The sequence below is a fragment of the Lentzea sp. NEAU-D7 genome, from assembly GCF_026242055.1.
Taxonomy (GTDB): domain Bacteria; phylum Actinomycetota; class Actinomycetes; order Mycobacteriales; family Pseudonocardiaceae; genus Lentzea.
This window is the reverse complement of the sequence record NZ_JAPJDL010000003.1, coordinates 423,983-437,236: the sequence shown is the minus strand read 5'-3', so window position 1 is coordinate 437,236 and position 13,254 is coordinate 423,983. Positions and strand designations below refer to the sequence as shown.

The window sequence follows — 13,254 nt, the reverse complement described above, 5'->3', positions numbered from 1 at the left end:
GGAAGACACCAATGAAGGTGACCCGACGGATCGCGCTGACGCTCGGTGCCGCTGCTCTGCTGGCGACCGGCTGCAGCGGAACAGGGGCGTCCGGGGGCCAGATCACCATCGGCCTTGCGGTGTCCACTTTGAACAACCCGTTCTTCGTGGAGCTGCAGCAGGGTGCGCAGGAGATGGCGGACCAGCTCGGCGCCAAGCTGACCGTGGTCGACGCGCAGAACGACGCGACGAACCAGGTCAACCAGGTGCAGACGCTGGTGACGCAGGGCGTGAAGGTGATCATCCTCAACCCGGTCGACTCCAAGCAGTCCGGGCCCGCCGCGAAGGCCGCCGAGACGGCGAACATCCCGCTGATCTCGGTCGACCGCGCGGTGGAGGGCAAGGTCGCCGCCGAGGTCGCGTCGAACAACGTCTCCGGCGGCAGCCTCGCGGCCATCGAGCTCGGCCGCGCCACCTCCGGCGAGGTCGCGCACCTCAAGGGCATCCCGGGCGCGTCGGCGTCGCGTGACCGCGGCCAGGGCTTCGAGCAGGGCCTGAACAGCGGCAACATCAAGGTCGTCGCCTCGGCCGTCGCCGACTTCGACCGCGCCAAGGCCCTCAACGAGACCACGAACCTGCTGCAGGGCCACCCCGGTCTCAAGGGCGTCTTCGCCGAGAACGACGAGATGGCGCTCGGCGCGATCAAGGCCCTCGGCGCCCGTGCCGGCAAGGACGTGCAGGTCGTCGGCTTCGACGGCACGCCGGACGGCCTGAAGGCGATCCAGGACGGCACGCTCGCCGCGACCGTGGCGCAGCAGCCGAAGCTCCTGGGCTCCAAGGCCGTCGAGCAGGCCGTGCACGCCGCGAAGGGCGAGCCGGTTCAGCAGGTCGTGGACGTCGAGGTCAAGGTCATCACCGCGAAGAACGTGGCAGAGTTCGTCAAGTGACGCAGACTTTGCTCGTTCTCGGGTCCGCCAACGCCGACCTCGTGGTCGAGGTCGGCAGGCGGCCCGCCGGCGGTGAGACCGTGCTCGGCGGTGACACCGTCGTGCTGCCCGGCGGCAAGGGCGCGAACACCGCCGTCGCCGCCGCGCGCGTCGGTGCCTCCGTCGCGCTGGTCGGTGCCGTCGGTGGCGACGGGTACGGCTCGCTGCTGCGCGAGTCGCTGGAGTCGTCCGGCGTCGACACGGCGCTGGTGAAGACCTCCTCCCGTCCCACCGGGATCGCGTACATCACCGTGACGCCGGACGGCGAGAACTCCATCGTGGTGTCGCCCGGCGCCAACGCCGACGTGTCACCGTCCGATGTGGACGCCCTGTCGTTCGGCGGCGTGGCCGTGCTGACGTGCTCGCTGGAAGTGCCGCTGGAGACCGTGGTCCACGCGATCGGCGCCGCCTCCCGTGCCGGAGTCCGGACCGTGCTCAACCTGTCCCCGGTCGCCGAACTGCCGGCGGAGACGTTGCGGCAGCTCACCGTGCTGATCGTGAACGAGCACGAGGCCGCGCAGCTCGCGCCGGACTGGCGTTCCCTGCTCGAACTCGGCCCGAGCTCGGCCATCGTGACGCTGGGCTCGCGCGGCGCCGCCGTGGTGGAGGAGTCCGGCGTCGTCGAGGTGCCGGCGATCGAGGTCGCCGAGGTGGTCGACACGACCGGCGCCGGTGACGCGTTCGCCGGTGCGCTGTCCGCGCGCCTGGCCGAGGGCGACGACCTCGTGCAGGCCGCCCGCTACGCCGCGAAGGTCGCCGCGCTGTCCGTCACGAAGGCGGGCGCGCAGCCGTCCTACCCGACCGCGGCCGAGGTCGGCTGACCTACGCCCTTACCGCCGCGCGGTCGTGGAAGAGATCCTCGCCCGGCAGCCCGTACTTCTCGACGTCCGGTGCCCTGTCCGGCAACGGGTCCGACGGCATCTCCGGTTGCAGCGGCGGGGCGGCGACCTGGTTGGACGGGATTCCGCGCGGCGCCCTGACCTTCTTCCGCGGCCCGGCGTCGTCGTACCGCACGTCCTGGCCGTTGCCGGTGATCACGTTGCCGTCCAGGTCCGTCCGCGCCGGGTCCTGGCCGCGGCTCAGCGCCAGCCCGGTGCCGGGGTTGCCGGTGATCAGGTTGCGGGACACCAGGTTCTTCGTGCTGGCCAGGAGGCTCATGCCGAGCCCGAACGCGCCGTCGGCCTGCGCGGGCGAGAAGGTCTCGTCGTTGTCGGAGACGAGGTTGCCGACGAGCACGACGTCCTCCTGCCGCTCGGCGGCCGAGGTCAGGCCGACCCGGTTGCCGCTGAACCTGTTGCCCAGCACGTACATCCGGCCGGACGCGTTCGTGCCCTGGTAGCCGACGGCGTTGCGTTCGGCGACGTTGCCGCGCACGACGACGTCGCACGGCTTGCACCGGCTGACGGAGAACCCGGCGTCCGCGCCGCTCGCGTAGCTCTGCTCGATCACGCCGTTCTGGGCGTTGAGTGCGTGGATGCCGTACCGCGCGTTGTTGCTGGCCGTCACGTAGGAGACGCGGAAGCCGCGTTGCTCGGAGATCAGCACACCGTCGGACGTGTGGTTGCGGACCGTCAGGTTCTGCACGGACACGTCCTCGGCGGCGACCACGACCCCGTTGGCGCGCTCGGCCTCGCCGTCGATGATCACACTGCCGCGCCGGGCTCCCCTGATCGTAAGGCCCTTGGTCCTGACCTGCACCGACTCCTCGTAGACGCCGGGCGACACGACGATGGTCGCGCCCTCCTGCGCCACGTCGACGGCGTCCTGGATGGTGCTCACCTGTGCCGGGACGTTGATCTCGGGACCGAGCTGCGGCTGCGCCGACGAGCATCCGGCGACCAGTAAGACTGCGGCGAAGACGTACGGAAGGCGCACGGCTGGCACGGTACTGCTCCGAACGGCCTAGGGTGACACCGCGGTCGGCTGCGCGTGTTAAGCCGTGATGACGAACTGAGCGCCGCTGCGCGTTCCGCCGCTCAATTGGTCACACTGGGCTGTCCCGGGTTTTCCGTCGGAGGGTATGGTCTAGACCATGTCGAGCGCGCGGCTGAGCGGTGTCGGTGTGAGCAGCGGTCGGGCAACCGGCCCCGTGGTGAGGATCGCCGAGGCCCTGCCGGAACCTCCCGCGGGCCAGCGAACAGCGGACACGAAGATGGAAGCCTCCCTCATCCGTCCCGCGACGGAGGTCGTGGCGCAGCGCCTGATGGAGCGCGCGAAGACGGTCGAGGGCGACGCCCGCGCCGTGCTGGAGACGACGGCGGCGATGGCCGGCGACCCGTCCCTCATCAAGGCCGCCGAGAAGCTCGTCGTCGACCAGTCGCTGACCGCCGCCCGTGCCGTGCACGAGGCCGCGCAGAAGTTCATCTCCGCACTGCAGGCCGCCGGTGGCTACATGGCCGAACGGGCCCGCGACGTCCAGGACGTCCGCGACCGCGTGGTGGCCGAACTCCTCGGCCAGCCCGCGCCGGGCGTCCCCGACCTGACCTCGCCGTCCGTGCTGGTGGCGCGCGACCTCGCGCCCGCCGACACCGCGGGCCTCGACCCGGCGAAGGTCCTCGCCCTGGTCACGGAGGAAGGTGGCCCCACCTCGCACACGGCGATCCTCGCTCGTTCGCTGGGCATCCCGGCCGTCGTCGCGTGCCGCGGCATCCTGGCGTTCGAGGGCACCTCTCTCGACGTCGACGGTGACACGGGCCAGGTCCGCGAGTCGGACGGCAAGGTCCGCGCGGCCGGCACCGGCAAGAAGGCCGAGTGGAACGGCGTCGGCGTGCTCAAGGACGGCCTCCGGGTGAAGGTCCTGGGCAACGTCGGCTCACCCGCCGACGCCCTGGCCGCTGCTCAGGCCGGTGCGGAGGGAGTGGGCCTCTTCCGCACGGAGTTCTGCTTCCTGGACGCAGCAGAGGAACCGACCGTTGCTGAGCAGACTGCTGCTTACGAGGCTGTGCTGGCGCCGTTTGCGGGCAAGCCCGTTGTGGTGCGCACCCTCGACGCGGGCGCGGACAAGCCGTTGGCGTTTTTGAACCTGGACCCCGAGCCCAACCCGGCCATGGGCGTCCGCGGCCTGCGCGTCGCCTTCGACCGCCCCGAGATCCTCGACCGCCAGCTCGAAGCCATCGCCCTGGCCGCGGCGTCGTCCGGTGCCGACGTCTCGGTGATGGCCCCGATGGTCGCCACCGCCGCCGAAGCCGCCTGGTTCGTGGAACGCGCCCGCAAGGCGGGCATCGCCCGCGCAGGCGTGATGGTCGAGGTCCCGTCCGCGGCCCTGTCCGCGAAGGAGATCCTGCAGGTCGTCGACTTCATCTCCATCGGCACCAACGACCTGGCCCAGTACGTCTTCGCCGCTGACCGCCAGCTCGGCGGCGTGGCCGCACTGAACGACCCGTGGCAGCCCGCGCTGCTCCGCCTGATCGCCCTGGTCGGCGAGGCGGCGACCGCCACCGGCAAGCCCGTCGGCGTCTGCGGCGAGGCGGCGGCCGACCCGCTGCTCGCGTGCGTGCTGATCGGCCTCGGCGTGACGTCGCTGTCGATGAACCACACCGCCCTCGCCGGTGTCGGCGCGAAGCTCGCGACGTCCAGCATGGACATCTGCCAGCTCGCGGCCCGTGGCGCGCTCGCCGCGGGCGACCCGGCCGCGGCCAAGCTGGCGGCCCGCGCCCCGCACTAACCGATCGCGGTCACGCGGATCTCGACGCGCATCTTCGGGTGACCGAGGGCGGTGACCCCGCTCTCGGTCCAGATCGGCGCACGATCGCCCATGCGTGAGCGGAACTGCTCGACCATCACGCGGTTGTGGTCGTCGAACGAGTCGTCGCCGAGCACGTGGTACGAGTTCACGTGCACGACGTCGGCCCACGTGGATCCCGCCGCGACCAGGGTGCGCTCGACGTTGTCGAACGCGCGCACGATCTCGTCCTCGAGCGACTCGGGGAACTCGAACCCGTCGTCCCAGCCGCCCTGCCCGGACGTCTCGACGCGGTCGCCGATGCGCACGGCCTGGCTGTACCGCATGTTCTCCAGCTGCGTCTCGCCGTATCCGGGGGTGGCGAAGAACTCCGGCTTGCCCATGATGCCCTCCAATGACTTCACGCTTGAAGTCAACGGTACACGACTTCAAGCGTGAAGTAAGCTGCGCGGCGTGGAGTGGCTGAACGCGGAGGAGAAGGAAGCCTGGACCGGGCTGATCTCGATGGTGCTGCTGCTGCCGGGCCGGCTCGAAGCGCCGCTGCAGCAGGAGTCGGGCCTCAGCCTCTTCGACTACCTGGTGCTCAGCCACGTCTCGGAGGCCCCGGACCGCAGGATCCGGATGAGCGAACTGGCACACCTGGCGAACGGTTCTCTGTCGAGGCTGTCCAACGTGGTCAAGCGCTTCGAGCAACGCGGCTGGGTGGTGCGCTTCCCCGACCCCGACGACGGCCGGTTCACCATCGCCTCGCTGACCGACGAGGGCTACGAGGTGGTCGCGGCCGCCGCTCCCACGCACCTGCGCACGGTCCGGCAGTTCGTGCTCGACCCGCTCACCGCCACCGACCGCCAGGCGCTGACGCGCATCGCGGCCAAGCTGAGCATGACGATCCCGGCGCCCTAGCCGGGCCGCAGCTCGTCGAGGACCGCCCTGATCAGCGGGTGGTCCTCCGAACCGGTGCGCACCGCCGCGACGACCCGCCGCAGCGGAGCCACGCCGGCGACAGGCACCCCGCGTACGGCGTTGCGCGGCGCCAGCGCCACCCCGGCACCCGCCGCGACCAGGGCCTGGATCGCGCGGAAGTCGTCAGAGGTGTGCCGGATCCGCGGCGTGAACCCGGCCTGCGCGCACGCCATCTCCACGACGTCGCGCAACGGGTTGCCGGGCAGCGTCACCACCCAGTCCTCGTCGGCGAGCGCCGCCAGGTCCACCGGCCCGGTGGCGGTGTGCCCCGGCGGCAGCACGACGTCGAAAGGCTCGGTGTACAGCGGAAACCGGGTGAAGCGGTCGGTCGTCCGGTGCTCCTCGGTGATCGCCACGTCGATCTCGCCGTCCAGCAGCAACCGCACGCTCTCGTGCCCCTCGGCGTCGCGCACCGACAGTTCGATCGACCGTTCCTTCAACGCCGCCAGCGCGGGCGCCACCACCTGCGTGATCGCCGACGCGAACGCCGCCACCCCCACCCGCCCGGCCGAGCCGGAGGCGAGAGCGTCCAAGGTGGCCTGTGCGCGCTCCAGTTCGGCGGCGACGACGTGCGCGTGCGTGACGAGCAGGTCGCCCGCGGGCGTCAGCGACACCCGCCGTCCCTTGCGCAGCAGCAACGGATGCCCTGCCTCGGACTCCAGTGCCGCGAGCTGCTGCGACACCGCCGACGGCGTGAGGTGCAGCGCGGCAGCCGCGGCCGTCACGGTGCCGTGGTCAGCGAGCGCGCGCAGCACGCGGAGCCGTCGTGGGTCGATCACCGCTCAATGATGGGGGATTCCACTTCGCCGTTCACGGGGACGTCCTGGGGCACGATCGGCTCGAAGCCCACCTGCTCCAGCAGGAGGTAGTCCACCTCCGAGATGGGCATCTGCGCGGGCAAGCCGAACTGGGACGTGGTGATCACGTCCTTCTTGACGATCGGCAGGCCGGTCTGCGGGTCGACCACCAGCTGCGTCTCGACGTCGGAGAACTGGAACGTCGCCGGCGCGGCGATCGCCACACCGATCCCCCGGCGCTCGTCGAGCACCGTCACGTCACCGAGGAACCGCGCCCCGTCGAGCGTCTTGATCAGCTCGAACGCCGCTCGCCGCTGGTCGTCGCGCACGTTCGCGCTGATCAGCTCCATCGCGAGCGACCCGATCCGGTAGGCGTCGTTCCCCACGATCGTCTCCAGCGCCTTCCTCAACTCCCGCGGCTCGGCGGGCAGCGAGTCGAGCGAGTCGAAACGCGCCTGGCTGTGCAGGGACATCTGGAAACCGGACACCGCGGTCTTCTGCACGGCCGGCTTCATCGGGCCGATGCGCACCAGGTGGTTCCCGCCGACCTGCGGCACCGTCGCCGGACTGCCCGCGTTCTCCCAGGTGTTGCCGTCGCGGGTCAACGGGAAGGCGCGCACCTCGCCGTCCTTCTGGATGACCGTGACCTGCTGGTTCGCGGCCAGCCACCGGTCGGTCTTCGAGTCGAAGTACACGCCGTACGGGGCAGCCGGATCGCCGACGATCATCAACGACCGCTGCCGCGTCAGCTCGTGCCACCACTTCTGAGGGGATGCCGGCTGCACGGGCTGAGGAGGTGCGGGCAGCAGCACGACCGCAAGCACGATCACCACACCGATGACCAGCAACGGAGCAAACCGCCGCACGAGCTGCTTGCGGACCGGCCTCTCCTGAGGCAGCGCGGTGATGCGCGCGAGATCGCGTTCCATCCGGTCGCGGTCGACCTCGGGCGAAGGCGGCTTGGCCTGCGCCAGGTCTTTCAGGAGGTCTTCCATGACTCCCTCGCACTGTCGAATTTCGGCGTCCAGAGAGCAGCCTGCAGACGACGCCGAGCCCGGTGCAGCCGCACGAAGAACGTCGCCGTCGTGCACCCGAGCACCTGCGCGGCCTCGGCAGCGGCCAGCCCGTGCCACGCGATCAGCGTGAGAACCTCCTGGTCGGCCTCGGACAGGCTCGACAGCGCCGCCCGCAGCTCGATCACCGCGAAGTCGTCGTCGGCAGGGAAGTCGGTGAGCTCGTAGGTGGTCGTCTGGCGATGGGCGGCGCGCACGAGGTTGCGGGCGATGCCGAGCAGCCACGGCAGCGCGTTCGACGGCATCTGGCCGGCCTTGCGCCAGGCGATCGTGAAGGTCTCGCTGGTGATGTCCTCAGCGAGCCGCGGCCCCGCGTGACTCGCTGCGTAGGCGAGCACCCGCGGGTAGCACTCGCGGTAGACGGTCGCGAAATCCTCCACGTCAGGTAGTGCGTCGGACGCGTCGGTTCTTACTCGTGAGTGACGCGGGTCACATCGCGGAGGAACGCGGACCAAGCCTCACCCGACACGGGCAGGTATGCCGTGGGCGCCTTGCTGTCGCGGATGCCGACGCCCCGGCCGACCTCGACGCAGTCGCTGGAGTCTTCGCTGTACGAGCTCTTGCGCCAGGACGACACGTGGACCGCCTCCTCAGATGAACATACTGGTGATCAACTCCTTGGATTCTTGCGGACCCAAGGCCTGAACAGCGAGCAGCTTCAGTATGGAGGAGTAAACGGCCAGGGACTTCGTAGTCGAGCTGGAGGAATGATCCTGAGCTGCCCGCGTGCGCGCCGATAGCAGTCGGCACGACGCGGACCGTGATGTAATCCCGCTCCGTCATCCCCAAAATGTGGATGTACTGATCTTTCATGACGTCCCGTCCACCCACGGGGAGTCGTAGCGCCGATTCGTGGATGTAGAACACGAACGTGCGGCTCCGGTGAAACAGTTTGTGACGTTCGAGCTTCGCCGCGACGACTTTCTCGTAGTCGACCGACTTCGTGCGAGCCGCTCCGGCGATGACTGCGCGCATGTAGTCAGCGGTCTGGAGATGTCCAGGCACGAGTGTCGCCGACCACACGGTGATCTTGTTGGCGAGACGCTCCTGGTTGAGCAACGTGGGCACCTGATCCGGTGGTCCCTCGTCGGAAATCTTGAGGTAACCGTTTTCGCGCGTCTCGTGGAACAGTGCGATCAGGTGCTTGGCCTCCAGTGGCGGGACGCGGCAGTAGCCGAGCAACCTCTCGAGGTCGGCCTGGGTCGCGCCGCCCCTGCCTCGGACGAGGTCGGAGAGTTTGGCCTCGTCCCAACCGAGTTCTTCGGCGATCTTGCGGTGGGTCAGGCCGGTCTGTTCGATGGCGTACCGGACGCCATCGCCGAACTCGCGTCCCACGATGCTGGACTTCCGTCTTGGCATGCCGCCAAGTTAGAGAATTGCTCGCACCGGCTCCAGTTTCTACTCGAAAGAAGTAGTTTTTTGGAGCCGGTACAAGTCCTACCTCTACATTTTTTCCCGTGCGGCGATAAACGCGTCGACAGCGCGGTTAACGTCCTCGGTGGTGTGTGAAGCCGACATCTGCGTGCGGATACGCGCCTTGCCGTGCGGCACCACCGGGTACGAGAACCCGATCACGTACACACCCTGCTCCAGCAACAGGTCCGCGAGCCGCGCCGCCTCCGCCGCGTCACCGATCATCACCGGGATGATCGGGTGCTCACCGGGCAGCAGGTCGAACCCGGCCTCGGTCATCCGCCGGCGGAACAGCTCGGTGTTCGACCGCAGCTGGGTGAGCAGCTCGGTCGAATTCGACAGCATGTCGAGCGTGGCGATCGCGGCGGCCGTGATGGACGGTGCCAGCGAGTTCGAGAACAGGTACGGGCGCGAGCGCTGGCGCAGCAGTTCGACGATCTCCTTGCGGCCCGACGTGTAGCCGCCGGACGCGCCGCCCAGCGCCTTGCCGAGGGTGCCCGTGACGATGTCGACGCGGTCCTGCACGCCGAACAGCTCCGGGGTGCCGCGGCCGGTCGGGCCGGTGAAGCCGACGGCGTGCGAGTCGTCGACCATGACCAGCGCGTTGTAGCGCTCGGCCAGGTCGCAGATCTCGTCCAGCGGCGCGAGGTAGCCGTCCATCGAGAACACGCCGTCGGTCGCGATCAGGCGGTAGCGGGCGTCGGACGCGTCCTTGAGCTGGCGCTCCAGGTCGTCCATGTCCCGGTTCTTGTAGCGGAACCGGCGGGCCTTCGACAGGCGGACGCCGTCGATGATCGACGCGTGGTTCAGCTCGTCGGAGATGATCGCGTCCTCGGCGCCGAGCAGCGTCTCGAACAGGCCGCCGTTCGCGTCGAAGCACGAGCTGTAGAGGATCGTGTCCTCGGTGCCGAGGAACTCGCTGAGCTTGCGCTCCAGTTCCTTGTGCGGTTCCTGGGTGCCGCAGATGAACCGCACCGAGGCCATGCCGAAGCCCCAGTCGTCCAGCGCCTTCTTCGCGGCCTCGATCAGCTGGGGGTGGTCGGCGAGACCGAGGTAGTTGTTGGCGCAGAAGTTCAGCACCTCGTCACCCGAACCGACCCGGACGGCGGCGTTCTGCGGGGTGGCGATCACGCGTTCGGACTTGTAGAGCCCGGCCTCCCTGATCTCCCCGATCGTCTTGAGGAGGTCGTTCTTCAGCTCGCCGTACATCAGGCTCCCGTCCAGTCGAGGATGACCTTGCCGCACTTGCCTTCGCGCGCGGTGGCGAAGGCCTCCGCGTGCTGCGTGTGGTCGTACCGGTGCGTGATCACCGGCGCGAGGTCGAGGCCGCGCTGCAGCAGCACGGTCATCGAGTACCAGGTCTCGAACATCTCGCGGCCGTAGATCCCCTTGATGTGCAGCATCTTCAGCACGACGCTGCTCCAGTCGACGGAGAACTCGTCCGCGGGCAGCCCCAGCATCGCGATGCGACCGCCGTGCGCCATGTTCGCGATCATGTCCCGCATCGCCACCGGCTTGCCGGACATCTCCATGCCGACGTCGAAGCCCTCGGCCATGCCCAGTTCCCGCTGTGCGTCCGCGATCGTCTTCTCCGCGACGTTCACGGCGAGGTCGACGCCGACCTTGCGGGCCAGGTCGAGGCGGTGCTCGGAGATGTCGGTGATCACGACGTTGCGCGCGCCCGCGTGCTTGGCGACGGCGGCGGCCATGATGCCGATCGGACCGGCGCCCGTGATGATCACGTCCTCGCCGATGACGGGGAAGCTCAGCGCGGTGTGCACGGCGTTGCCGAACGGGTCGAAGATCGCGGCCACGTCCAGGTCGACCTGCGTGCGGTGCACCCACGCGTTCTGCTCGGGCAGCACGACGTACTGCGCGAACGCGCCGTTGGAGTGCACGCCGAGACCGCGCGTGTTGGCGCAGAGGTGGCGGCGGCCGGCCTTGCAGTTGCGGCAGGTCCCGCACACGAGGTGGCCCTCGCCGCTGACCAGGTCGCCGACCTTGACGCCGGTGACGCTGCCGCCGATCTCGACGACCTCGCCGACGAACTCGTGGCCGAGGACGAGCGGCGCCTTGATGTTCTGCGCGGCCCAGTCGTCCCACGAGTCGATGTGCAGGTCGGTGCCGCAGATGCCGGTGCGCAACACCCTGACCAGCACGTCCGTCGGTCCGGGAGTGGGGTCCGGGACGTCGGTCAGTTCGAGGCCAGGCCCTGCGGCGACCTTGACGAGAGCCTTCATGCGGGAAGTTTCACCCTTTGCTGCTTGTGCAGTCCATCAGGACTTTCTGAAGTTCTTGTGCAGCTCAGCTTCATTGGCGATGTTGCGCACCATGCCGCCGAACACGATGCCGTGAAACGGCCAGACGGCCGCCCAGTAGAGGTGTCCGGCGAGCCCTTTGGGCACGAACACGGCGCGTTGGCGGTAAGTGGACCCGTGTCCCCCGTCGGCCGCCACTCGAAGCTCCAGCCACGCCTTCCCCGGCACCTTCATCTCGGCCCGCAGCCGCAGCAGCTTCCCCCGTTCGATCTCCTCGACGCGCCAGAAGTCGAGCGCCTCGCCCACGTACAGCCGCTGCGGATCGCGCCGTCCGCGCCGCAGACCGACGCCGCCGACCAGCCGGTCCATCCAGCCCCTGATCGCCCAGGCCAGCGGGAACGAGTACCAGCCGCGTTCGCCGCCGATGCCCTCGACGACCTCCCACAACCGTTCGGGTGTGGCGTTCGTGCGCCGCTCGCGGTCGTCGGTGTAGACCGAACCGCCGGACCAGCCGGGGTCGGTCGGCAGCGGCTCGCTCGGCGAACCCGGCAGCGTCGCCCCCGACCAGCGCGTCTCCACGTCGGCGTCGCGGATCTTGGTCAGCGCCAGCTCGACGGCCTTGTCGTAGCCGGTGTTCTCGCCGGGCAGCACCTCGCGGATGTCGTTCTCCCGGCACACCACCTCGTGCACCAGCGACTCGATCAACGGCTTCGCGATCGACCGCGGCACCGGCGTGACCACGTTGACCCAGTGCGAGGACAGGCCCGGCGTCAGCAGCGGCACGGGCAGCACGCGGCGCTTGGGCAGTCCGGCGACCTCGGCGTACCGGAGCATCATCTGCAGGTACGTCAGCACGTCCGGCCCGCCGATGTCGAACGTCCGGTTCTGGTTCTCGAGCGTCGTGGCCTCGACCAGGTAGCGCAGCACGTCCCGCACGGCGATCGGCTGGATCCGGTTGTGCACCCACCGCGGCGTGACCATGACTGGCAGCCGTTCGGTCAGGTAGCGCAGCATCTCGAAGCTCGCCGACCCGGACCCGATGATCACGGCTGCCTGCAGCACCACGGCCTGCACGGTCGAGCGCAGGAAGACCTCGCCGACCTCCTTGCGGGACGCGAGGTGCGGCGACAGCTCGACACCGGCCGGGTGCAGGCCGCCCAGGTAGACGATCCTCCGCACGCCGGCCCGTTCGGCGGCCCTCGCCGTGTTCTCCGCGGCCTTGCGGTCGGCGTCGGCGAAGTCCTTCGACTGCAGCGAGTGCACGAGGTAGTGGACGACCTCGACGTCCCGCATGGCCTTGTCGAGGTCGTCGAGCACGTCTCCGCGCACGATCTGGACGTCAGCGGCCCACGGGACGTCGCGCAACTTCTCCGGCGATCGCACGAGGCAGCGGACCTCGTGCCCTTCGGCCAGCAGCCTGGGCACGAGTCTTCCGCCGAGGTATCCGGTCGCACCGGTCACGAGACACCGCATGCCTCGATCCTGCGTGCTGCGGCGCGTTCGTGCAGATCAGGTCGCGCTCGCGCAGGGGTACCCCCGGCCGGGGATCCCCTCGCATCCCAACGTACTCAGCGGGTCCGACAAGATCAGCGCTTGCTCCGCTTGATCACCACGGTCCCGCCGCGCACCGAGCCCTTGAGCTGGAAGTGCGGGGTGCCCGCGGTGTTCTGCACCTTGTCCTTCAGCTCGCCCGCCGTGACCTCGACGGCGTCGGCGTTCACCGACGCCCCCGCCGGCAGCAGCAGCTTCACCGTGCCCAACGACACGTCCAGGTCGACGTTGACGACCGGCGGCACCTCGGCGGCGGTGAAGTCGAGGTTCGTGGTGCCGAGGGTGTTGCGGATGACGAGCTCGTTCGGCACGACCCAGTGGCCCTTGCGGGTCGTGGTGCTCATCGTGTTCTTCAGCTCGGTCCGCTCGCGGGCCAGCTCGTTGTTGACCATGCCGGGCAGGTCGAGCAGCACCACGTTGAGGTCGGCGCGCGTCTTCGCGCCGAGCGCGGTGTCCGTGCGGACGGTGAACTCGTCGAGCGTGATCATGCCGCGGCCCACCGCCTTGTTCAGCAGGCTGACGACGTGCTCGCGTTCCGCGTCGGACACGCGT

At 69.4% G+C, this 13,254-nt stretch carries 14 protein-coding genes and 1 pseudogene; 4 read left to right on the top strand and 11 right to left on the bottom strand.

The annotated features are described in order from the left end of the window. Positions 1-11: 11 nt before the first annotated feature. The gene (locus ORI60_RS09040) at positions 12-926 is read left to right on the top strand and encodes a substrate-binding domain-containing protein (RefSeq protein WP_266036274.1); all 915 of its coding nucleotides are present in this window, start codon (positions 12-14) and stop codon (positions 924-926) included. After that, positions 923-1,786: a ribokinase gene (locus ORI60_RS09035; protein ID WP_266036272.1), complete on the top strand. Its 864-nt coding sequence runs from the start codon at positions 923-925 to the stop codon at positions 1,784-1,786. Before ORI60_RS09040 ends, ORI60_RS09035 begins: the two co-directional genes overlap by 4 nt. A gap of 1 nt (position 1,787) precedes the next feature. Here ORI60_RS09035 and ORI60_RS09030 read toward each other — a convergent pair whose 3' ends face one another. Continuing rightward, entirely contained in the window at positions 1,788-2,840 is a 1,053-nt protein-coding gene (locus tag ORI60_RS09030; RefSeq protein WP_266036270.1) for a right-handed parallel beta-helix repeat-containing protein, read from the bottom strand. 157 nt (positions 2,841-2,997) lie between these two features. Between ORI60_RS09030 and ptsP the strand changes: the two genes are divergently transcribed. Next, positions 2,998-4,629, top strand: a complete 1,632-nt coding sequence (ptsP, locus tag ORI60_RS09025; RefSeq protein WP_266036268.1) for a phosphoenolpyruvate--protein phosphotransferase — start codon at positions 2,998-3,000, stop codon at positions 4,627-4,629. Here ptsP and ORI60_RS09020 read toward each other — a convergent pair. Continuing rightward, positions 4,626-5,030 (bottom strand): Rid family hydrolase, encoded by a 405-nt coding sequence (locus ORI60_RS09020; protein WP_266036593.1) that lies wholly within the window; start codon positions 5,028-5,030, stop codon positions 4,626-4,628. The genes ptsP and ORI60_RS09020 overlap by 4 nt on opposite strands. A 121-nt stretch (positions 5,031-5,151) precedes the next feature. Between ORI60_RS09020 and ORI60_RS09015 the strand changes: the two genes are divergently transcribed. After that, positions 5,152-5,550 (top strand): MarR family winged helix-turn-helix transcriptional regulator, encoded by a 399-nt coding sequence (locus ORI60_RS09015; protein ID WP_266036592.1) that lies wholly within the window; start codon positions 5,152-5,154, stop codon positions 5,548-5,550. Here the strand turns inward: ORI60_RS09015 and ORI60_RS09010 are convergent. From ORI60_RS09010 to ORI60_RS08970, 9 genes and pseudogenes are all read right to left on the bottom strand, one after another. Then, on the bottom strand, positions 5,547-6,389 hold the full coding sequence (locus ORI60_RS09010) for a LysR family transcriptional regulator (RefSeq protein ID WP_266036266.1): 843 nt from the start codon (positions 6,387-6,389) through the stop codon (positions 5,547-5,549). The genes ORI60_RS09015 and ORI60_RS09010 overlap by 4 nt on opposite strands. Beyond that, on the bottom strand, positions 6,386-7,402 hold the full coding sequence (locus ORI60_RS09005; protein ID WP_266036264.1) for a hypothetical protein: 1,017 nt from the start codon (positions 7,400-7,402) through the stop codon (positions 6,386-6,388). The genes ORI60_RS09010 and ORI60_RS09005 overlap by 4 nt, the downstream gene beginning before the upstream one ends. Continuing rightward, positions 7,387-7,860, bottom strand: coding sequence for an RNA polymerase sigma factor (locus tag ORI60_RS09000; protein ID WP_266036262.1), 474 nt, complete (start codon positions 7,858-7,860; stop codon positions 7,387-7,389). The genes ORI60_RS09005 and ORI60_RS09000 overlap by 16 nt, the downstream gene beginning before the upstream one ends. A 29-nt stretch (positions 7,861-7,889) precedes the next feature. Then, a complete protein-coding gene (locus tag ORI60_RS08995; protein WP_266036260.1) occupies positions 7,890-8,057 on the bottom strand; it encodes a DUF397 domain-containing protein in 168 nt (55 codons plus the stop codon). Positions 8,058-8,143: 86 nt separating this feature from the next. Further along, positions 8,144-8,839 (bottom strand): annotated as a pseudogene (locus ORI60_RS08990) (helix-turn-helix domain-containing protein); the annotation flags it as partial. Positions 8,840-8,923: 84 nt separating this feature from the next. Further along, entirely contained in the window at positions 8,924-10,102 is a 1,179-nt protein-coding gene (locus tag ORI60_RS08985) for a glycine C-acetyltransferase (protein ID WP_266036258.1), read from the bottom strand. Next, positions 10,102-11,133 (bottom strand): L-threonine 3-dehydrogenase, encoded by a 1,032-nt coding sequence (tdh, locus tag ORI60_RS08980; RefSeq protein WP_266036256.1) that lies wholly within the window; start codon positions 11,131-11,133, stop codon positions 10,102-10,104. The genes ORI60_RS08985 and tdh overlap by 1 nt, the downstream gene beginning before the upstream one ends. A gap of 36 nt (positions 11,134-11,169) precedes the next feature. Beyond that, positions 11,170-12,624 carry an SDR family oxidoreductase gene (locus ORI60_RS08975; RefSeq protein ID WP_266036254.1) on the bottom strand — a complete coding sequence of 485 codons (1,455 nt, stop codon included), beginning with the start codon at positions 12,622-12,624 and terminating at the stop codon, positions 11,170-11,172. A gap of 113 nt (positions 12,625-12,737) precedes the next feature. Continuing rightward, complete coding sequence (locus ORI60_RS08970) at positions 12,738-13,250, bottom strand: DUF1707 SHOCT-like domain-containing protein (RefSeq protein ID WP_266036252.1); 513 nt, start codon at positions 13,248-13,250, stop codon at positions 12,738-12,740. Between the last annotated feature and the right edge of the window lie 4 nt (positions 13,251-13,254).